This is a genomic window from Pseudanabaena sp. Chao 1811 (assembly GCF_027942295.1).
In the GTDB taxonomy this organism is placed as follows: domain Bacteria; phylum Cyanobacteriota; class Cyanobacteriia; order Pseudanabaenales; family Pseudanabaenaceae; genus Pseudanabaena.
This window is the reverse complement of record NZ_CP101416.1, coordinates 1,332,208-1,351,476: the sequence shown is the minus strand read 5'-3', so window position 1 is coordinate 1,351,476 and position 19,269 is coordinate 1,332,208. Positions and strand designations below refer to the sequence as shown.

At 43.1% G+C, this 19,269-nt stretch carries 25 protein-coding genes and 2 pseudogenes; 19 read left to right on the top strand and 8 right to left on the bottom strand.

The features are described from left to right. Positions 1-8: 8 nt before the first annotated feature. The 4 genes from NMG48_RS06370 to NMG48_RS06355 are packed head-to-tail and all read left to right on the top strand — an operon-like array spanning position 9 to position 1,347. Complete coding sequence (locus tag NMG48_RS06370; RefSeq protein WP_271254465.1) at positions 9-347, top strand: nucleotidyltransferase family protein; 339 nt, start codon at positions 9-11, stop codon at positions 345-347. Then, positions 337-660: a HepT-like ribonuclease domain-containing protein gene (locus NMG48_RS06365; RefSeq protein WP_271254464.1), complete on the top strand. Its 324-nt coding sequence runs from the start codon at positions 337-339 to the stop codon at positions 658-660. Before NMG48_RS06370 ends, NMG48_RS06365 begins: the two co-directional genes overlap by 11 nt. A 20-nt stretch (positions 661-680) precedes the next feature. Then, a complete protein-coding gene (locus NMG48_RS06360) occupies positions 681-1,022 on the top strand; it encodes a nucleotidyltransferase family protein (RefSeq protein ID WP_271254463.1) in 342 nt (113 codons plus the stop codon). Further along, positions 994-1,347, top strand: a complete 354-nt coding sequence (locus tag NMG48_RS06355) for a HepT-like ribonuclease domain-containing protein (RefSeq protein WP_271254462.1) — start codon at positions 994-996, stop codon at positions 1,345-1,347. The genes NMG48_RS06360 and NMG48_RS06355 overlap by 29 nt, the downstream gene beginning before the upstream one ends. Positions 1,348-1,481: 134 nt before the next feature. On the opposite strand, the gene thiD is transcribed toward NMG48_RS06355, so the two are convergent. Beyond that, a complete protein-coding gene (gene thiD, locus NMG48_RS06350; RefSeq protein WP_271254461.1) occupies positions 1,482-2,309 on the bottom strand; it encodes a bifunctional hydroxymethylpyrimidine kinase/phosphomethylpyrimidine kinase in 828 nt (275 codons plus the stop codon). 311 nt (positions 2,310-2,620) lie between these two features. Here thiD and NMG48_RS06345 point away from each other — a divergent pair, with 311 nt between their 5' ends. Then, a complete protein-coding gene (locus NMG48_RS06345; RefSeq protein WP_271254460.1) occupies positions 2,621-3,268 on the top strand; it encodes a Mo-dependent nitrogenase C-terminal domain-containing protein in 648 nt (215 codons plus the stop codon). Between the two features lie 122 nt (positions 3,269-3,390). Here the strand turns inward: NMG48_RS06345 and NMG48_RS06340 are convergent, their stop codons facing one another. Further along, positions 3,391-4,344 carry a hypothetical protein gene (locus NMG48_RS06340; protein WP_271254459.1) on the bottom strand — a complete coding sequence of 318 codons (954 nt, stop codon included), beginning with the start codon at positions 4,342-4,344 and terminating at the stop codon, positions 3,391-3,393. 234 nt (positions 4,345-4,578) lie between these two features. On the opposite strand from NMG48_RS06340, the gene NMG48_RS06335 reads away from it, so the two are divergent. Beyond that, the gene (locus NMG48_RS06335; protein ID WP_271254458.1) at positions 4,579-5,187 is read left to right on the top strand and encodes a DUF3611 family protein; all 609 of its coding nucleotides are present in this window, start codon (positions 4,579-4,581) and stop codon (positions 5,185-5,187) included. Between the two features lie 27 nt (positions 5,188-5,214). On the opposite strand, the gene NMG48_RS06330 is transcribed toward NMG48_RS06335, so the two are convergent. Continuing rightward, positions 5,215-6,078: a bile acid:sodium symporter family protein gene (locus NMG48_RS06330; protein ID WP_271254457.1), complete on the bottom strand. Its 864-nt coding sequence runs from the start codon at positions 6,076-6,078 to the stop codon at positions 5,215-5,217. 145 nt (positions 6,079-6,223) lie between these two features. On the opposite strand from NMG48_RS06330, the gene NMG48_RS06325 reads away from it, so the two are divergent. The 6 genes from NMG48_RS06325 (at position 6,224) to NMG48_RS06300 (ending at position 10,983) form a co-directional block, all read left to right on the top strand. After that, positions 6,224-6,985 (top strand): DUF1350 family protein, encoded by a 762-nt coding sequence (locus NMG48_RS06325; protein ID WP_271254456.1) that lies wholly within the window; start codon positions 6,224-6,226, stop codon positions 6,983-6,985. Between the two features lie 857 nt (positions 6,986-7,842). Continuing rightward, entirely contained in the window at positions 7,843-9,273 is a 1,431-nt protein-coding gene (locus tag NMG48_RS06320; protein WP_271254455.1) for a form I ribulose bisphosphate carboxylase large subunit, read from the top strand. Between the two features lie 72 nt (positions 9,274-9,345). After that, on the top strand, positions 9,346-9,834 hold the full coding sequence (locus NMG48_RS06315; RefSeq protein WP_271254454.1) for a chaperonin family protein RbcX: 489 nt from the start codon (positions 9,346-9,348) through the stop codon (positions 9,832-9,834). A gap of 40 nt (positions 9,835-9,874) precedes the next feature. Beyond that, positions 9,875-10,210 (top strand): ribulose bisphosphate carboxylase small subunit, encoded by a 336-nt coding sequence (locus tag NMG48_RS06310; RefSeq protein WP_009626922.1) that lies wholly within the window; start codon positions 9,875-9,877, stop codon positions 10,208-10,210. 85 nt (positions 10,211-10,295) lie between these two features. Further along, a complete protein-coding gene (locus NMG48_RS06305; RefSeq protein ID WP_271254453.1) occupies positions 10,296-10,526 on the top strand; it encodes a hypothetical protein in 231 nt (76 codons plus the stop codon). A 196-nt stretch (positions 10,527-10,722) separates the two neighbouring features. Then, positions 10,723-10,983 carry a hypothetical protein gene (locus tag NMG48_RS06300; RefSeq protein WP_271254452.1) on the top strand — a complete coding sequence of 87 codons (261 nt, stop codon included), beginning with the start codon at positions 10,723-10,725 and terminating at the stop codon, positions 10,981-10,983. 129 nt (positions 10,984-11,112) lie between these two features. On the opposite strand, the pseudogene NMG48_RS06295 reads toward NMG48_RS06300, so the two are convergent. Further along, positions 11,113-11,721, bottom strand: a pseudogene (locus NMG48_RS06295) (IS256 family transposase); the annotation flags it as partial. Positions 11,722-11,724: 3 nt separating this feature from the next. On the opposite strand from NMG48_RS06295, the pseudogene NMG48_RS21655 reads away from it, so the two are divergent. From NMG48_RS21655 to brnA, 4 genes and pseudogenes are all read left to right on the top strand, one after another. Beyond that, a pseudogene (locus NMG48_RS21655) lies at positions 11,725-11,880 on the top strand (GIY-YIG nuclease family protein); the annotation flags it as partial. A gap of 7 nt (positions 11,881-11,887) precedes the next feature. Further along, complete coding sequence (locus NMG48_RS06290) at positions 11,888-12,094, top strand: hypothetical protein (protein WP_271254451.1); 207 nt, start codon at positions 11,888-11,890, stop codon at positions 12,092-12,094. A gap of 218 nt (positions 12,095-12,312) precedes the next feature. Then, entirely contained in the window at positions 12,313-12,576 is a 264-nt protein-coding gene (locus NMG48_RS06285; RefSeq protein ID WP_190402923.1) for a BrnT family toxin, read from the top strand. Next, entirely contained in the window at positions 12,566-12,799 is a 234-nt protein-coding gene (gene brnA / locus NMG48_RS06280; protein ID WP_271254450.1) for a type II toxin-antitoxin system BrnA family antitoxin, read from the top strand. Before NMG48_RS06285 ends, brnA begins: the two co-directional genes overlap by 11 nt. Before the next feature lie 156 nt (positions 12,800-12,955). Here brnA and NMG48_RS06275 read toward each other — a convergent pair whose 3' ends face one another. From NMG48_RS06275 to NMG48_RS06260, 4 genes are all read right to left on the bottom strand, one after another. Then, a complete protein-coding gene (locus NMG48_RS06275; RefSeq protein ID WP_271254449.1) occupies positions 12,956-13,894 on the bottom strand; it encodes a ribonuclease Z in 939 nt (312 codons plus the stop codon). Between the two features lie 2 nt (positions 13,895-13,896). Next, positions 13,897-14,511 carry an OmpA family protein gene (locus NMG48_RS06270; RefSeq protein ID WP_271254448.1) on the bottom strand — a complete coding sequence of 205 codons (615 nt, stop codon included), beginning with the start codon at positions 14,509-14,511 and terminating at the stop codon, positions 13,897-13,899. Positions 14,512-14,677: 166 nt separating this feature from the next. Then, positions 14,678-14,878 (bottom strand): NAD(P)H dehydrogenase subunit NdhS, encoded by a 201-nt coding sequence (locus tag NMG48_RS06265; RefSeq protein WP_126390442.1) that lies wholly within the window; start codon positions 14,876-14,878, stop codon positions 14,678-14,680. A 199-nt stretch (positions 14,879-15,077) separates the two neighbouring features. Beyond that, positions 15,078-15,659, bottom strand: a complete 582-nt coding sequence (locus NMG48_RS06260; RefSeq protein ID WP_271255251.1) for a Uma2 family endonuclease — start codon at positions 15,657-15,659, stop codon at positions 15,078-15,080. Between the two features lie 541 nt (positions 15,660-16,200). Here NMG48_RS06260 and NMG48_RS06255 point away from each other — a divergent pair. From NMG48_RS06255 to ndhI, 3 genes are all read left to right on the top strand, one after another. After that, a complete protein-coding gene (locus tag NMG48_RS06255) occupies positions 16,201-17,382 on the top strand; it encodes an NAD(P)H-quinone oxidoreductase subunit H (RefSeq protein WP_169363454.1) in 1,182 nt (393 codons plus the stop codon). Beyond that, on the top strand, positions 17,382-18,500 hold the full coding sequence (gene nuoH, locus NMG48_RS06250; RefSeq protein ID WP_271254447.1) for an NADH-quinone oxidoreductase subunit NuoH: 1,119 nt from the start codon (positions 17,382-17,384) through the stop codon (positions 18,498-18,500). Before NMG48_RS06255 ends, nuoH begins: the two co-directional genes overlap by 1 nt. Before the next feature lie 179 nt (positions 18,501-18,679). Beyond that, positions 18,680-19,267, top strand: a complete 588-nt coding sequence (gene ndhI, locus NMG48_RS06245) for an NAD(P)H-quinone oxidoreductase subunit I (RefSeq protein ID WP_271255250.1) — start codon at positions 18,680-18,682, stop codon at positions 19,265-19,267. The last annotated feature ends 2 nt before the right edge of the window (positions 19,268-19,269 follow it).

The window sequence follows — 19,269 nt, the reverse complement described above, 5'->3', positions numbered from 1 at the left end:
GTCATAAAATGTATAGCCAAATATCAAACCCTAAAATCTATAATCGTCTTGGTATTTCTAGCCAACAACTTACTCAATTTTGTCAAAAATGGAAAGTTGCTGAACTAGCATTATTTGGTTCAATCCTGCGAGATGACTTTCGCGAAGATAGCGATATAGATTTATTAGTTTCCTATCAACCTAATGCTAAACGCGGTCTATTTGAAAAAATTACCATGAAAGAAGAACTGGAAATAATGTTAAATCGTAAAGTTGACCTAGTTAGCAAACAAGCCATTATCCAAAGTCATAACTGGCTAAGACGCAAAAATATCCTTGAATCTGCCGAGGTAATTTATGTCGCGTGATCAAGAAGCAATTATTGATATCACAGAATCTATCAAACTGATTTTGCAGTATGTGAAAGGAATAGATCAGGATGCGCTAGCCGTCAATTATGAAAAGCAAGACGCTATTTTGCGGCGTATTACTATCATTGGTGAGGCAACTAAACGATTATCTCCAGAATTTAGGCAAAAACATTCCGATATACCTTGGAAGAAAATAGCAGGAATGCGAGATGTAATTACCCATGACTACGATGAAGTTGACCCAACCGAAATTTGGACAGTCATCACAGAAAATATCCCTGAACTGTTGAAATACTTAGAAAATTTGTAGGGTTAGCAAGGATCTGTAAAATGAACACCTGTTTAGTTAAAAATATTAATCTACCAATGCCACAGATTGTCGAATTTTGCGATCACTGGCAGATTGTCGAATTTGCCCTCTTTGGTTCCGTCCTGCGCGATGACTTTCGCTCCGATAGTGACATCGACTGTCTGGTCGTATTTGCACCTGAATCACAAAATAGCCTTCTAGATTTGGTGACAATGGAATGGCAACTAGAAGATATATTTCATCGCAAAGTTGACTTAGTTAGCAAGCAAGCCGTTATAGACAGCCCAAACTGGATTCGACGCAAAGCAATTTTAAATACTGCACAGGTGATTTATGCAACGAGATCCAGCCTATCTGCTTGATATTGCCACAGTCTGTTCTAATATTGCTGAACTGATGGAAGGAGCTACCAAGCAACAATTTTTAACCGAAAAGCGCATTCACTTTTCGGTTGTATACGAAATTGCGATTTTGGGAGAAATTGTCAAACACCTATCACCAGAATTTCGAGAGACCCACCCAGAAATACCGTGGAAGCAAATCGCGGGAATGCGCGATAAACTAATACACGATTATAATCAAGTTGACTTGAACCTAACTTGGCAAGTCGCAAACTCACAAATCCCTAATCTTCTAGAATTTATCCTACCGCTTTTACCAACAGAAGATAATGCAGAACTTTTATGATTCATCACTCATTAATCTGATAGAAGCACCGAAATAGTGAGATCGCGTTAACAAAACCTTTGCGCCAAGAGTCAATCTACTAAACCTTGAATGGCTAAAAGAAACTATATGGCGATCGCCTTGACAAGTTAATTCTATTGGATACTAGGCTTCAGTAATGGATAGAAATGTCCAACTGGTCCCTGTCCTTGCCCGATCGCTAAAGAATATTTCAAAGCTTCAGTAACATAGTTCTTTGCGTCTAGTACTGCTTGAAACCGTGGTTTCCCTAGAGCTAAATTTGCAGCGATCGCGGCGGACAAAGTACAGCCAGTACCATGGGTATGGGGGGTATCAATTACTTCTGTCTGTAAAACCTCAAGGTGATCGCCATCAAACCACACATCAATTCCCTTTAGTTCGTTGGTAAAGCCACCACCCTTGACGAGAACTGATCGCGCTCCCAATTTATAAATTTTCTGAGCCGATGTTTGCATATCTTCCAGCGTATGAATTTCCATATCTGCCAGAATTTGGGCTTCATAGCGGTTAGGCGTAGCGATCGCTGCAAGAGGAATTAACTGCTCACGGATCGTTTTCACTGCATCATCATCTAATAATTGCGCTCCCGCCCGTGACACCATCACTGGATCAACCACCACATTCCCAAAGCCAAAGGCAACTAATTTCTTAGCAACGGTTTTAATAATCTCTTGATTGAGCAGCATTCCCGTTTTGATTGCCCCCACTCGCATATCAATCATCACCGCTTCAAATTGAGCTGTTACTGCTTCGGTTGGCATGGCATCCACTCGCGTTACACCCTGTGTATTTTGGGCAGTGATGCAGGTGAGTACGCTGGTTCCATGCACACAATGAAAGGCAAAGGTGCGGAGGTCAGCCTGTATCCCTGCACCACCACCACTATCCGAACCAGCGATCGTCATTGCGATTGGTATTTGTGAAGTGTTAAAACTACTCATATCAGCTCAATATCAATTAATAACAAGAAAAAGAAGATTATTTCGTACCTATTTTGTAAGTAGCTCTGGCTGGACATAGTTAAAATCCAGCGTCAAAAGCTGTGGCGTACGCTGCGCGTGCGCCACAGCTTTTGGGTTTTATATTTAATTGCGCCTAGCTACTTAGATTAGCGTAAAGCCCTAGATTTTTGGATGATGGGAAGACTCATTGTTAAGTAAGGGGATTATTGTTAAACATTCCTTAATGCCATAACTGCACCAATGCAAGACAAAGCAATCTATGATTTAGTCAACCTGTAGACTGACTTGTTATGAAAACAGATCATCCAACTTATACACAAGCGCAGATTTCAGCTTGGTTGCGGGGACTCATGAGCGTGGCTCTCGCAGACAATGATTACAGTGATCAAGAGCGTAACCTTTTTGATCAGATCAGCCATAGTGATGAATGGGGCGAGGAAATTCCCATTTCAAGTTTTGAACCAATTAGCGCCCAAGAACTGGCTGATGCATTGGGTAGCGATCGCAGGGTGGGGCAGAATTTTTTACGAATGGCAGTGATGATGGCACTCGCCGACGGTAAATATACAGATACAGAAGATCGCGTTATTCAAGAATTTTGCACGGCTCTTGATCAAGAAATAACGCCAATCAACGAATTACGGATCAAATTAGAATCCGCATCACACCATGAAGAGCATCATCCCGATCTGCTAGAGCCTGTCAAGGAATGGCTCGATCATATGGATATCCATGATTCCCGACTGGCGAACCTAATTTGTAAGGTTGTCCCCGCTCAATGTCCTTTCGAGCGCGATATCGTCTTGTTTGGACGCAAAATCATGCACATTCCCGCCATGTGTGAAATTAATCCTCTATACGATCAGCTCGTGGGATTACGTTTTCGATCGCTTAGTTATCTCGCTGACAAAGGCGAAGATATCTCTAAGTATTGCTAAGGAACCACAAGAAAAGTTTTAAAAGCGTTGCGAAGCAACGCTTTTAAAACTTTTCTTGGTTTAGGCTTGAGTGCAAAGCACTGTAAGCACTTAAGGGCTATTTCGCATGTTCAGCAAATTGATCAGGAGTGATGGATTGCACCCCAAATAAGCACCCCAACAAAAGTGAAAAATACTAACGTACTGAATATAGCGGCACGTATTCCAATTTTTTTGCTGGCGATCGCATTGTTATGTTTTTGAAGATCGTACAAGATATAGATCTCAGTCGCAGCCGCAGCAAGAATGTAGAACATTACTCCCAAATGCACACAGTCAACAAGTGTCAGATATGCCATAGCGCCTAGTTCATTACTAGCGCTGCGGAGGCTGATTACGACAGCAAACATCGAACCCGCCAGCAGACCTAGTCGGGGACCCAGTGTGGCAGCACTGTCGGCATGGAGCAAGTAAGAGACTAAGGCTAGACCCGCTGCGGCAAAAGCACCCGCAGTTAGTTTGAAAAAACCATTCAAATCATTTCGCTGAAGCTCAATTTTCAGTTGCATACTTGTGTATTCACTAGAAGAACCCGAAGGTAGACTAGGATCACCAAAATTAGAACGGTATTTCTTTACTAAAGGTTCGATGCTATAGCGCTTAATTGCCCAGCCATCAATTTTAATATCTTCATCGATCGAGGAATTCTTCTGATCTGGTACATAGCGCAGTTTACTCAGATCGCGATCGGATTCTTCCGCTAGAATTATCAGTTTCTGGGAGTCAAAAGGAAAATTCCGCATATCCCAGTTATGACGAAATGTACCAATAACTTTTCTCTGGAGCCACTTGCCTGTCGCAGTTGGGTTCGTAATATTGTCGGAAACTTTCACAGTAACTGCATTTGGGAATTCTATCGAATCGAGAATGCTTTTTTCCGCATTGCCTGTCTGCGTCCAAAGCCAAAATGTGGCGGAGAAAGACTTCTTCTGCACATCAAAATCCCCAAGTTGGGTCAGAAAAACTCCTAATGGAGCCTCTTGGATTATCTCTGTTTGAACAGGTTTTGTTGGGACAATTTGTGCTTCAACAGGCATGACTATGCTCATTGATAAGAAAATCAAACAAAAAAGAAGTCTGGCAAAAGTGATCAGGCGTTGAAAAAATTTCACAGACTAGGATCTCCCTGAAAAGACCAACAATTTTTTTGATAATTATGATGCTTCTGCCATCACTCCAAGCTATATTCTAGTAATATGCCTTCCTCAGTCTCATTGACACCACAAATTGCATAATGATCATGAGAAATAACTAGTTTTTACTTAACACCTATGCCCAGAGAACTAAAAAGCGCTAAGAAAGAAGAAGATAACAGCGATGTGTCCCCAAATGTGTTGCGTGTCGTTTTAGCCTTTCGGCGCTGGGGTTGGGCATCTTTTTGGACACAGGTTGTTTTATGCGTAGTTTCTGCGCTAGTCTTGCTGCAACTTGTTTTATTAAAAGCACCAACGACAAATACGCCTACAGGTGCAGATAGCAACCCTGCTACCCTTCCGGGACTGAGTTTTGCATGGGCAGGTATAGCGGTACTCGGTGCAAGTATTTTCTGGAATTTTCGTTATACCCGAATGGCGAACAAGTTGCGATCGCCCGATCGCCCCACCAAAAGCCAAACCGTATTTCAAATCAAAATTGGCATCATCATTAACTTATTGGGGATGTTGATTACTTTGATCGGAGCCGCTTCAATTGTGGGTGCACTAACCCTGCGATCACAACAGGGCGTATTTGCAGGCGCAGGAAATTTTAATCTGACCATTCAGCCCCTCGACTTTCAAATCATTCAAGCCAGTTTCAATATTATCTTTGCCCACTTTGTCGGTTTAGTCACCTCACTATGGTTGCTAAATCGAGCCACCGACAAGCCTAATCGTGAGTAAAAAAGGGGGCGCATTGCGCCCCCTTTTTTATGTTTCAGCCAACTTGCGACCATAACCGATCGCTAAACAGCCCGTCACATACATCAATAGGCTATAAACTGCCGCAGGAACCGCCATATCTGGATTATTCAGTAATCCTGCGGTAATCGCGATCGCGAGAGTTCCATTTTGCAAACCCACCTCAATACTGATACAGATTTGTTGCTTGGGGTTAAGCTGAAAAAATTTGCTCAAATAGAATCCTGCCGCCATCGAAAGGATATTCAACAGCAACACCCCAACCCCAACTTGGACAATAAAATCTGGCAACCGACTCCATTCTTTGACGATCAACAACAAAATAATTACTGCCAATAGTACGGCAGCCGAGATGCTGGTTACTTTTTCTAACTTTGCCGATAGGTTCGGCGCAAACTGACGCATACTCATGCCGATCGCGATCGGTAAAAAGGTAATCACAAAAATTTGTCCAATTGTCGTCCCGATGGGCAACTCAACCGCCGCACCTTGCCCAAAGAAATGTTGGCTAGCCAAATTCGCAAAAATAGGAATCGTAAATATCGTAATCAGACTGCTTAAAGCCGTTAAGGTCACACTCAGGGCTACATCACCTTTCGCTAAAAATGTAACCAAGTTTGAGGAAACTCCCCCCGGGCATAACGCCAATATCATCAAACCCGTAGCGATCGCAGGTTGCATCGGCACAAGCTTAGCGATCGCCAACCCAATTAAAGGCAACACCACCAACTGACTGATTAACCCAATTGCGACAGCTTTTGGATATTTTCCCACTCGCTGAAAGTCTTCTGGCACAAGCGATAAACCCATACCAAGCATCATCGTTCCTAGCGCGATCGGCAAGATCAGCGACGTAAAAATATTTGATTCCATAGATGAATTGATTAAGATAACGTCATTTTCCGCGATTTGTGCCGCCCAAAGAGATATCAAAAACGCGGCACAAATCGCGTTATCTAACTCAGGTTAAGATAGGAGAGATGTAAAGAAGTGTAAAACACAAATAGTAGCTAAGCCAATGCAATGGAAGCAGGTTGAAGAAAATTGGGTTTTGACTCCAGCCAAACCCAAAGGTGTAATTCACTTTCTCGGCGGCGCATTTTTTGCAGCCGCCCCACAGGTTGCCTATAGCCGTGTGCTAGAGCAACTTGCTCAAAATAACTATGCGATCGTGGCTACTCCCTTTCTCAATAACACCTTTGACCATCGCCAAATTGCCCGTGATGTTCATACGTCCTTTCGCAAGGCACGCAGCAAACTATTTCTCGACTATTTCCCTGTGTTTGGCATGGGGCATAGCATGGGTTGCAAAATCCATTTACTAATTAATAGTCTGTATAAACCCACCCGTGCAGGCAATATGTACATTGCCTACAACAACTACAGCGCCGATCGCTCGATTCCTTTTTTTAAAGAACTCTCCAACACTATCCCTGAAATGTCATCAATGGAGTTCACCCCCACACCCAAGGAAACCGAGCAGCTAGTTAGCGCCAATTACCAAACCACCCATAATTTACTCATTAAATTTATTGACGATGATATTGACGAGATTTTCAGCCTTGCAGATCTCCTCAAGCAGAAATTCCCCAAAACCGTAAGCCTGCAAACCCTCGAAGGCACTCACCTCACCTCTATGGGCATTGATGTCAAATGGAAGGCAGGCGAAAGTTTCTCCGCTATTGACGCGATCGCTCAATGGGTCAAACAGGAAATGCACAAAAATAATCACACCCTAGAGCAAGTACTGTTGTCATGGCTGAATCAGCAAATCCGCTAAACGCTAGGGAGTCACTCCGCCCACTTCTGAGTTTGGCAATAATAGCAATGAGTAGAAATACTCTATTTAAATCGACAGCTAACTTGATAACAAAGCCCAATCAAAATTGATTGATTTTCTATTTATATATCTGCTATTAGGATTTCTAATATTGTTTTAATACTGTTAAAATTGCCGTCTATTCATAACATTTTTAGGCTAACAGTGTGCCAGTTGATCCAAAAATTTAAAGAATAGATACTTAGTTTTATTAATATAAATTGACTGGCATATTGTTGCCCAAGCATTTGGCTGGCAAGAGTTTGAGCAACTAGATCTAACTAAAACAATTGCAAACAAGTACTAGAGGATATATCTAGCTTATTAGAGTGATATAAATTTTTTATATGAATTTATAACCAAAAAAGGTGCTTTTTAAAAAAAATTTTTCAAAAAAAAGTAAATGTAGATACGCACTTTATGTTTAAATTAAAGACATCACTCAAGGGCTTCACACGAAGAATTCCTGATAGGATTAACTTATATAAAGCAAAAAATGTTCCACCAAGGAGCCAGCGCCAAAAAGCCAAATAAAGAGATATCTGATTTGACTCTTGGACTCTGCCTCTTAAGTTTTTTTGCAGCGCCCCGTGCAGTTTGCGGGCAACCCAGTTTTAAGACTCAGTGACGCATAGAACCAAAAATTTTTCTCATTTTTCAGTTCCAAAGCTTGCCTTTCAGTCTTGATTACTGTCAATCATCGTTTTGAGTCTTGAGGCATGATTTTTGCCTTACGCACTCTCACGGGAGCAAACTGCCATAGGACGAATGGTGGAAATTTAAACGATTCTCAATTTAACTCTAGTAAGGAGATATTAATGTCTTACTCAAAAACACAGTCTAAAGCCAAGGCTGGGTACGACGCTGGTGTTCAGGACTATAAACTAAAGTACTATACCCCCGATTACACACCCAGAGATACTGACCTTCTCGCAGCTTTCCGCTTCGTGCCTCAACCAGGCGTACCTCCCGAAGAAGCAGCAGCAGCAGTTGCCGCAGAATCTTCTACTGGTACATGGACTACTGTATGGACAGACTTGTTGACCGACCTCGATCGCTACAAAGGTCGCTGCTATGATGTCGAGCCAGTACCTAACGAAGACAATCAATATATTGCTTACATCGCATATCCTCTAGATTTGTTTGAAGAAGGCTCTGTAACCAACTTGCTCACCTCATTGGTTGGTAACGTGTTCGGTTTCAAAGCTCTCCGCGCACTTCGTCTAGAAGACATCCGCGTACCCATCGCATACCTAAAGACATTCCAAGGACCTCCTCACGGTATCCAAGTTGAGCGCGACAAGTTGAACAAGTACGGTCGTCCTCTTCTCGGCTGTACCATTAAGCCTAAATTAGGTCTTTCTGCGAAGAACTACGGTCGTGCAGTATATGAGTGCTTACGCGGCGGTCTAGACTTCACCAAAGACGACGAAAACATTAACTCTCAGCCTTTCATGCGCTGGCGTGATCGCTTCCTGTTTGTACAAGAAGCAATCGAAAAAGCACAAGCTGAAACTGGCGAAATCAAGGGTCACTACCTCAACGTAACTGCGCCTACATCTGAGCAAATGATGGAACGTGCAGCTTTCGCTAAGGAAATTGGCACACCAATCATCATGCATGACTTCTTGACTGGTGGTTTCACAGCTAATACCTCTCTTGCTAAGTACTGCCGTGACAATGGCTTGCTCTTGCACATTCACCGCGCTATGCACGCTGTTATCGACCGTCAAAAGACTCACGGGATTCACTTCCGCGTTTTGGCTAAGTGTCTTCGTATGTCTGGTGGTGATCACCTCCACTCTGGAACCGTTGTTGGTAAGCTCGAAGGCGAAAAGGGCATCACCATGGGCTTTGTTGACCTAATGCGTGAAGACCACATCGAACTTGATCGCGATCGTGGTATCTACTTCACTCAAGATTGGGCTTCTATGCCTGGTGTACTTCCCGTTGCTTCGGGTGGTATCCACGTATGGCACATGCCTGCGCTCGTTGAAATCTTCGGCGATGATTCTTGCTTACAGTTCGGTGGTGGTACTTTGGGTCACCCATGGGGTGCTGCTCCTGGTGCAACCGCTAACCGTGTTGCTCTCGAAGCTTGTATCCAAGCTCGTAACGAAGGTCGCGACATGATGCGTGAAGGTGGCGACATCCTCCGTGAAGCTGGTCGTTGGTCTCCTGAATTGAATGCTGCTCTTGAACTTTGGAAGGAAATCAAGTTCGAGTTTGAAGCAATGGATACTCTCTAATCGATTAGCTCCATTACTATATTGTTTCGTGTTACGAAACAATATAGTAATAATTCTTGGTGAATTCAGCCTATGGATATTAAGCGCAGTACTAAGTCCACAGCCAATATGTTGATCAATTTTTTGACCTTCGAGGCTGTTAAGACTATTGCCGAGCAATTGGAGGAAACTGATAAGTTAAAGGCTCTTTGGTTTAACCAATTCTCGACGCGCGAAAGACTCCAGAATGGCGAGCTTTATATCAAAGACTTATTTGAAGTTCATCAAGAAATGGCTTTTCGAGTGATGACTGTGCGAGAACATCTAGCAAATGAGATTTTAGATTTTTTGCCAGAAATGACCCGTACAGGTATTCAACAATCAAATATGCAGCTTCGTCGTCGGCATTTTGAGCGCATCATGAGCGTTCAGGCTTCTGAAGGATATGCAGAATGTGAGAATCTAGATTCTGATATAGAAACTAAGAAACCTATTGCAGAACCTAGTCTCAGTAATCCTCCCGAAGCAGTTGCAGACTCAGATGTTGATGGCGATCGCGCTTCTACGGAAGCAAATCAATAGCCCAAATCAATAGCAATTTAATTTCAATCGCGAGGAAATAATGCAAACTTTACCAAAAGAGCGTCGTTACGAAACTCTTTCCTACCTTCCCCCTTTGAGCGATGCTCAAATCACTCGTCAAATCGAGTACACCTTGAAGCAAGGTTTCTATCCTGCGATCGAATTTAACGAAGATTCCGATCCTGCGATCCACTACTGGACTCTTTGGAAGTTGCCTTTGTTCAACGCCAGAACTCCTCAAGAAGTTTTGAGCGAAGTTCAAGCTTGCCGTTCTAGCTACCCTGGTTCTTTCATCCGCGTTGTAGCTTTCGACAACATCAAGCAGTGCCAAGTCCAAAGCTTCATCGTACACAAGCCTAACAGCGCTCGTTACTAAGCTTTAACAAACAAAAAAGCCCCGCAATGCGGGGCTTTTTTGTTTTATGGTTAGAAATCAAAGGTTCTGGATAGTGAAAGAGCACATGAATCGAAAGATAAGTGTAAGTGGTTGGCAACTCATCGGATCGGTCATAATATTTGGCGTAGTCATTTACGAATTGATGACTGGGCAGATTGTTGCAAAGCCTCAAAGCAATCCGATTACGCGAGTAGATCAACCAATCTCCTTTTGGGTAATTATTGGCATAAAAGTAACAGGTGCATCAACCTTCGCAGTTATGGGTATTACTGGTCTCAAAGAAGAATCTAAGTAAAATAATTTCTAAAAACAATTTTCATTCGTGTTGTTGATTTCAACAACATCAAGCAGTGCCAAGTCCAGAGTTTCATCATACAGCACCTAACAGCGCTCGTTACTGAGCTTTAACAACAAAGAAGCCCTGCGATGTGGGGCTTCTTTGTTGTTTGCTATATTAATAGACAGCAATGCCAAATCCCCAAATTAAGACTATGACAATTTCTTTAGATTTACCTCAAGAATTGGAACAAGAGCTATCTGTGGAAGCAGGGAAAATTAGTTTATCTTTACCAGAATATATTCTGCAACTTCTGGCTGTTAGAAAATCTTCTGAGAATCTGCCTAGATCTGGTGCAGAATTAGTGAGCTATTGGCAAAGTGAAGGACTAATTAACTCGCGTCCTGAGATTAAGGATAGTCAAGAATATGCGCGTCAAATTCGTCATGCAGCAGAACATCGCCAACATTTATAAAGTGATTTTATGTATGTTTTAGATACTGATATTCTGATCGATGTTTTGAGGGGTCATAAACCTGCGATCGCATGGTTTACCACTTTATCAGAATTGAGACTGTCAAGTAAAATGTGTAAAGTCTAGAAGCTAGATATGGAGACGATCCTCAAAGAGGATGGCAAAGCGATGAAGTGCAGGTTTCCAATCGCGAATCGGCATCGTCCACTTCTTCGAGATATTCCGCATTGCTAAATAAACGAGCTTGAAAGCAGCATCATCAGAGGGAAAAATCTGTTGGGATTTAATCACCTTCCGCAAACTACTGTTCATCGACTCAATCGCATTGGTGGTATAAATCGCCCTGCGAATCTCGGTCGGGAAAGCAAAGAAGGGGATAATGTTTGCCCAATGACTGCGCCAAGACTTGGAGATTGATGGATATTGCTTGTCCCACTTTTCAGCAAAGAGTTCGAGATTAAACTCAGCCTCCGATTCCGTCGCCGCGCTATAAATAGCCTTGAGGTCAGCACAAACTTGCTTGCGTTGTTGCCAAGGTACAAAAGCGACCGAGTTTCTGACCATGTGGACAATGCATAACTGCACCTGAGTTTTAGGAAATACCGTCTCAATCGCATTAGGGAAACCAGTCAAGCCATCGACACAGGCAATCAAAATATCTTTGACCCCACGGTTGTGAATTTCGGTGAGTACTGACAACCAGAATTTCGCACCTTCATTCGGAGAAATCCACATACCCTTCTGTGGGCATGGCTTGATAAATACAAAGATAAAGATGTGCGTATTGCTGTACAAATAATCCCATACTCAAGAAATCCTGCGTTACTATTGGAGCTAGAGGCAATTATTCTTCGAGCTACTGAGCCTCCATACAACGTCCAAATCCCAATGGAGTAGTAAATTTATGCAAGTAGAAATGGTAGAGCGAATCTCATCCAAAGATGCCGAGGTTATTTTAAAACTTCTGCCTGAAAGAATTAGAACAGCTATCATTAATCGTGCCAAAGAGATAGACTATCCAATTGAAGCAACTCTTGAAATGGCGATTGCGAGTTTTTTGGATACAGAAGCCATAAGTTTTGTTGACTGTAAACCTAGTCGTGGACATTAACTGAGAGGATATGCGATCGCTGTTTATTGATTTTGATTAGGGTGATCGCTTTGTGGAGAGAAGATGAAAGGGGCGATCGCTGTTTATTGATATTGGGTTAGGGGTGATCGCTGTTTGTTGAGGGAGATGAATGGACGATCGCTAGTTGTTGATTTTGATTAGGGGCAGTTCGTGATATGGTTCAAAACCTAATGTTTGTAATTATTTGAAGATGAACCATGAGGAACTTTGAATATGATGAAAATAAGAGTCAATCTAATTTTGCTAAACATGGAATTGACTTTGTTGAAGCTCAAAAACTATGGAACGATCCAAATTTGCTAGAAATCCCTAGTAGAATTCAAGATGAACCGCGATTTGTAGTTATTGGTAAAATAAATAATAAACATTGGTCTGGAGTTATCACCTACCGCGATCAAAATATTCGGATCATATCTGTCCGCCGATCACGCACACAAGAGGTTGCCCTTTATGAACGCTAAAGACTTTGATCAAAAATTCGAGGATGGGGAAGAAGATATTATCGAAATGCTCGATCTATCTCAAGCTAAACGTCCCTTAGCTGCTCAAAAAAGGCTTAGCATAGAGTTACCTATTTGGATGATTGAGCTAATTAATCAAGAAGCCAAACGTTTAGGAGTAACACCACAAACAATTGTCCAAACCTCTCTTGCTGAACATTTAGCAGTTAGTAACTTCAATTAGATGTGGATATTTGATTAGAGGCGATCGCTTTGTGGTGGGGAGATGAAGGGGCGATCGCTGGTTGTTTATTTTGATTAGGGGCGATCGCTTTTACTGCATATTGAGGGATTAATTTGTGTATAGAGAGAGAACGCGATTAAAATCACATGGCAGTTTTTAGGATGAATGAGAAGGAGATATTTCGTAGGTCATAAAATCATGGGCAGGAATTGTATTCGCAAAAATCATCCTTGCCTCATTGACTAGATCTTCCAATAGAATCGCATTGCCGGGGGCATAGCGGGGACTGAAATGGGTCATGATTAATTGCTTCACATTCGCCAAAAGTGCTACTTGAGCCGCCATCGTACTAGTGGAGTGCAAACGCTGAAAAGCCATATCGGAATCCTGATGAGCGAAAGTAGTCTCATGGATTAGAACATCAGCATTTTGTGCCAGATCCACCGAGCTATCACAAAAAATCGTATCCGTACAATAGGCAATCTTTCGCCCAATCTGAGGAGCGCCGCAGAATTCCTTACCATCGATTTTGCGACCATCGGGCAGCGTGACAATTTTGCCCTGTTTCAATTCACCAAAAATTGGACCTGCGGGAATATTCATCGCGATCGCCTTATCGACATCAAACTTACCTGCGCGATCGCGTTCTACCAACCGATAACCATGAGCCGTTACCTTATGCTTGAGGGGGGCAGCCATTACATAAAATTCGGAATCCTCGCAGACTATCCCCGTCTTCACTCGATGCACTTTGATCGAATAGGAGAGTCTTGTCTCGCTATAGCGTAAACAAGCGTCGAGATATTCCCCCAATCCCGATGGACCATAAATATCAATATGGCTAACATTGCCTGCCATGCCACAACTAGCTAATAGCCCCGGTAAACCAAAAATGTGATCACCATGCATATGCGTTATGAAAATTTTGGTGATTTGGCTGATTTTTACATCGCTTCTGAGTAACTGATGTTGGGTTGCTTCGCCGCAGTCGAGCAGCCATACCTCAGCACGTTGAGGTAAACGCACTGCCACACTAGAGACATTGCGTCCGCGAGTGGGAACCCCCGAACTAGTACCGAGAAAAGTGATCTGCATATCTAATCATCTACAAAAATCTCGATGCGGCGATTACTTTTGCTATTGCCTTCACCAGCACTACTAGCCAGAGGACGGGTTGCTCCATAACCAATCACCATCCAATAGTAGTTTTGCTCACCACGCAGTCTAGCCAAATAATCTCTAACCGCCGAAGCACGCAAATAAGAAAGAGTGAGAGCGTTCCCCGTAGCCGCATCCATATGTCCATTAATTCTTACCCGCTTACCTTTGTCTAGAGGTAATTGCGCCGCCACCTCATCGAGCAAACGAAAACTTTCGGGGCGGATGCTTGCCTTATCTACATCGAACAAAGCCTCTGATGAGAGCGTAAATTGCTGCTTCTTATAATTTAAAAAGTTAAATGAGGGTTGCCATACTAAATCTGGACGCACAATGGCGATCGCTAAGCCAGTGACAATTCCTGCGATCGCGCCTACACCTAAAACTGCACCACGCACGAGCAAAGTCAACAGAGGATGATCCGCTTGTTGCGAATTACCCGAAGGTTTACTGATTGATTTATCTGGAGTCGGTGAATTTGTCACGGCAACTGCACAATATCCTTGCTCAATATCAAATCCACAATTGAGCATACGCTTAATTGTGGATCTCATACAAATCTAAAAGTAAGTTTTTTAGATTTTAATTATCTAGCGATGAGGAGGGATTAATCTTCGTACCATCTGTCATATATCTATAGACACATCACTTTGCGATGACTTGAAACCCAGAGAAATGTTTGAAAGCTCGGCAAAGCCGCACTTTCAAATATTTCTTATATTATTTTTTCTTAGCTTTAGAACTAACAGTTGTATCGATCAGTTCTAACTCATTAGCGCGAAATGACACAATCTTTTCCCAGTTACCACCACCAAAAATCACGGCAACTCGACCATCCGTCACACGCTGTACTTGACCTTGAAATCCGTAATAGGTGTCACCCTCATTTACAACCCGCACTGCTGAACCTGGAAAAATGATTGGCTGCATATTTTCTTGAAACTCCTTGCTGTGGTTTTGACTAGGTTTATTCTATATCCTTTGACGATCTGCCCCTATTGCTTTTTTCAATGATTACCAGTTGGATTAGATTGCTTTGCTTAGGACAAGCCCAAATAAGTGAAGGCGGCACTTCGTGCCGCCTTCACTTATTTGGGCTTTGACTTGCTATGCAGCTTTATCAAGATGACCAGATATTTTCTAAATTCAGTACAAATCCTGATAACACATTTTCTCCAGACAAACTTACAGGTGTTTCAAGAATTTCTACAGGTTGACCTAAGCGATAAATCGCCACACGCTTACTTTCAGGATCGATCAGCCAACCTAGACGACAGCCATTATCTTGATATTCCTGCATCTTCGCCAAACCCTTAATCCATGAATCCGTTGGCGACAAAAGCTCAATCACAAAGTCTGGGCATAGTGGCAAAAACTTCTTGCGTTGTTCAGGACTAAGCGCGTTCCATTTTTCAATAGGTATCCATGCCGCATCAGGCGAGCGATCGCTACCTCTAGGCAAAGAAAATCCCCCAGAAGAATCAAAAACTTTACCAAGTCGTTCCTGACGATTCCAGATATTTAGATCAGTATTTAGATCAGAATTCCAAGAGCTAGTTTCGCCGCCAGTGGGGGACATAATTACGAGTTCTCCATTCGCATTGCGCTCTAGTTTAAGTTCAGGGTTTGCCGCACATAGCTCGTAAAACTGCTCTCTGGTCAGTTTCACAATCGGATCGAGATTGATTGTATAAGCAGTCATCATCTTTACTCCGCCAAGCAACTTTGAGATCTATTGTAAGGAAGTGCTCTAGAAAAAATCATCAAATCAGCGATCGCCCAGTCTCAATCAAAACTTTCGGCAAAAAAGGACGGGATCAATCTAGATTTCGATAAATTGCCAAGTTTTAGACTGTTGCTTAAGGGCTGGCATGAGGAATTTGATGATACTTACCATAGCTTTTACGCCATAGATTTATTATAATTGTTTGACGATGGTTTTTTGTAGAATCATAGATTAATATCTATCAAAACAACAAGATAAACTATGGGGAAAATTATAGATTTGCTAGTGTCTAACACATATTCCCGCCTCAACATGGCGATATACTGAGAACCATCAAGGTATATCTACTTAAATAACATAACTAATAGAGTCATTTGCTAAAGCAAACGCTCAAGCAGTGGCTTAAAATAGCAAAGATTTGGGATGTGCCGTGCCTAGCACAGTACATCTTAACTAGTAAAAACTAGCACTACTAACCAGAGCAACAGTTTACAGAGTAAAGAGGCGATCGCAAATCATGGTGATGATTGAAACCAAAGCCGAACGCATGGTCATAAATATGGGACCTCACCACCCATCCATGCACGGCGTACTTAGACTTATCGTCACGCTCGATGGCGAAAACGTAGTCGATTGCGAACCAGTACTAGGGTACTTGCATCGCTCGATGGAAAAAATCGCCGAAAGTCGCACGATTATTCAATATCTCCCCTACGTGACCCGATGGGATTACCTCGCGACCATGTTTACCGAGGCAATCACCGTCAATGCCCCCGAAAAGCTAGCCAACGTGCCAGTGCCAAGACGTGCCAGCTACATTCGCATGATCATGCTAGAACTGAGCCGCATCGCCTCTCACCTCCTGTGGCTCGGCACATTCGTTGCAGACATCGGCGCACAAACCCCATTTTTCTACGTTTTCCGCGAACGGGAAATGATCTATGACCTGTTCGAGGCAGCAACAGGGATGCGGATGATGCACAACTATTTCCGCATTGGGGGAGTTGCCGCCGACCTACCCTACGGCTGGAACGAAAAATGCGAAGACTTTTGTAACTACTTTCTTCCCGTCATTGACGAATACGAAAAATTAATTACTAATAACCCCATTTTCCGCAAACGGGTCGAAGGATTAGGCACAATCACCCGTGACGAAGCCATCAGTTGGGGCTTATCAGGACCCATGTTACGCGGTTCAGGTGTAAAGCTAGATTTACGCAAAGTCGATCATTACGAACTCTACGACGAACTCGACTGGAATGTGCAGTGGGAAACTGGCGGCGACTGTCTAGCCCGTTACCTAGTGCGTGTTCGAGAAATGCGTGAATCCACAAAGATGGTGCTGCAATGTCTCAAGCAGATTCCCGGTGGATCTTACGAAAACCTCGAAGCACAACGAGTTCTCGCAGGACCTAAGAGTGAATGGAACTCCCTAGATTATCAGTTCATCAGCAAAAAGCCATCTCCTACCTTCAAAGTTGCCTCGGGTGAGCATTATGTTCGTGTTGAAGCGCCCAAGGGTGAACTCGGTGTCTATATTATTGGCGAAGATAGCGTCTTTCCTTGGCGTTTCAAGATTCGTCCACCCGGATTTATCAATTTGCAAATCTTGCCCGAACTAGTGCGGGGCATGAAGATCGCCGACATCATGGCGATTTTAGGAAGTGTGGACATTATTATGGGTGAGGTCGATCGCTAATGTACGGTGGAATTGATTTACAAAGATCTTTAATTGAAATCCTGACAGGGCTGGGCTTACCTGCCGATGTCGCCAAAGTAATTTGGATGTTATTGCCAATGGCAGTAATGGTTTTAGGTGTAACTGTGGGCGCACTCGTCTGCACATGGCTAGAGCGTAAAATCTCCGCCGCCGCCCAACAACGGATTGGTCCCGAATATGCAGGACCTTTTGGATTGCTGATCCCCCTCGCAGACGTGGGCAAGCTGTTAATCAAGCAAGGCACAATCCCCGCTAAAGCCGATCCTCTGCTCTATACGATTGGACCCGCTTTAGTTTTCATCTCCGTCTTTTTATGTTATCTAGTCATCCCCTTTGGTCAGAACTTAATTATTTCTGACATTGGCACAGGCGTATTCTTTATCATTGCCATTTCCAGCGTTGCCCCCATTGGCTTGCTGATGGCAGGTTACTCTTCAAATAACAAATACTCGCTGCTTGGTGGTTTACGTGCTGCCGCGCAGTCGATCAGTTATGAAATTCCGTTAGCACTGGCTGTATTAGCGATCGCCTTGATGACCAATGGACTCAGCACCATTGATATCGTTAATCAGCAAGCCGAGTACGGGATTCTGTCATGGAATATTTGGCGGCAACCAATTGGCTTTGTCATCTTTATCATTGCCGCTCTTGCAGAATGCGAACGCCTACCCTTTGACTTACCAGAAGCCGAAGAAGAACTAGTTGCTGGTTATCAAACTGAATATTCAGGAATCAGATTTGCCTTCTTCTATGGTGGTTCCTACGCCAACCTGTTGCTAGCAGGATTACTTGCTTCCATCCTTTACCTCGGTGGTTGGGAATTGCCCTTCCCCATTGACAAAATTAGCGATGCTTTAGGAATTCAAGCAAATACAGCTTGGTGGCAAGTTATCGCCGCCTTCATTGGTTTAACTTCAACCCTTGTCAAAACCTATGCCTTTATCTTCTTTGCGATCCTCCTACGTTGGACAGTTCCCCGCGTGCGGATCGACCAATTGCTAGATCTAGGTTGGAAATTCCTCTTGCCCATTGGCTTAGCGAATTTACTAATTACCGCAGCATTGAAACTAGCTTTTCCCTTTGCGTTTGGCGGATAGCTGTTAGCTTTTAGCTTTTAGCTTTTAGCGCTTAGCTTTTGCTACCAGTTGACTTTTTAGATTTAGGTTGTTGACTGCTCTAAACCTAATTAAAAAAGCTAACAGCCAATAGCTAAAAGCTAAAAGCCCATACCTAAAAGCCCTAATTCAAAATTTTCTACAACAATCAAAACACCATGCTGAAATTTCTAAATAAAGTTGGTGAATACACCAAAGAAGCGGTACAAGCGGCGAAATATATCGGTCAAGGGATGTCGGTAACTTTTGACCATATGCGTCGCCGTCCGATTACAGTGCAGTATCCTTACGAAAAATTGATTCCTTCTGAGCGCTTTCGTGGACGGATTCACTTTGAATTTGATAAGTGTATTTCCTGCGAAGTCTGTGTGCGCGTATGTCCGATTAACTTGCCTGTAGTGGATTGGAAATTTAATACTGAAATCAAGAAAAAAGAACTCAAGAGTTACAGTATTGACTTTGGAGTATGTATTTTCTGTGGTAACTGTGTGGAATACTGCCCCACTAATGCACTGTCGATGACAGAAGAATATGACCTATCTACCTTCGATCGCCACGAATTAAACTTTGATAGCGTCGCCCTCGGACGGATGCCCACCAAGGTCACTGACGATCCTTTAGTGACTCCAATTCGCGAATTGGCTTATTTGCCTAAGGGTGTCATCGAGGGGCATGAAGTACCACATACCGCTAAACGTGCAGGTCTCCGCCCTGAAGAAATTGCTGAAGCGGCTTCGGAGCAAAAATAACT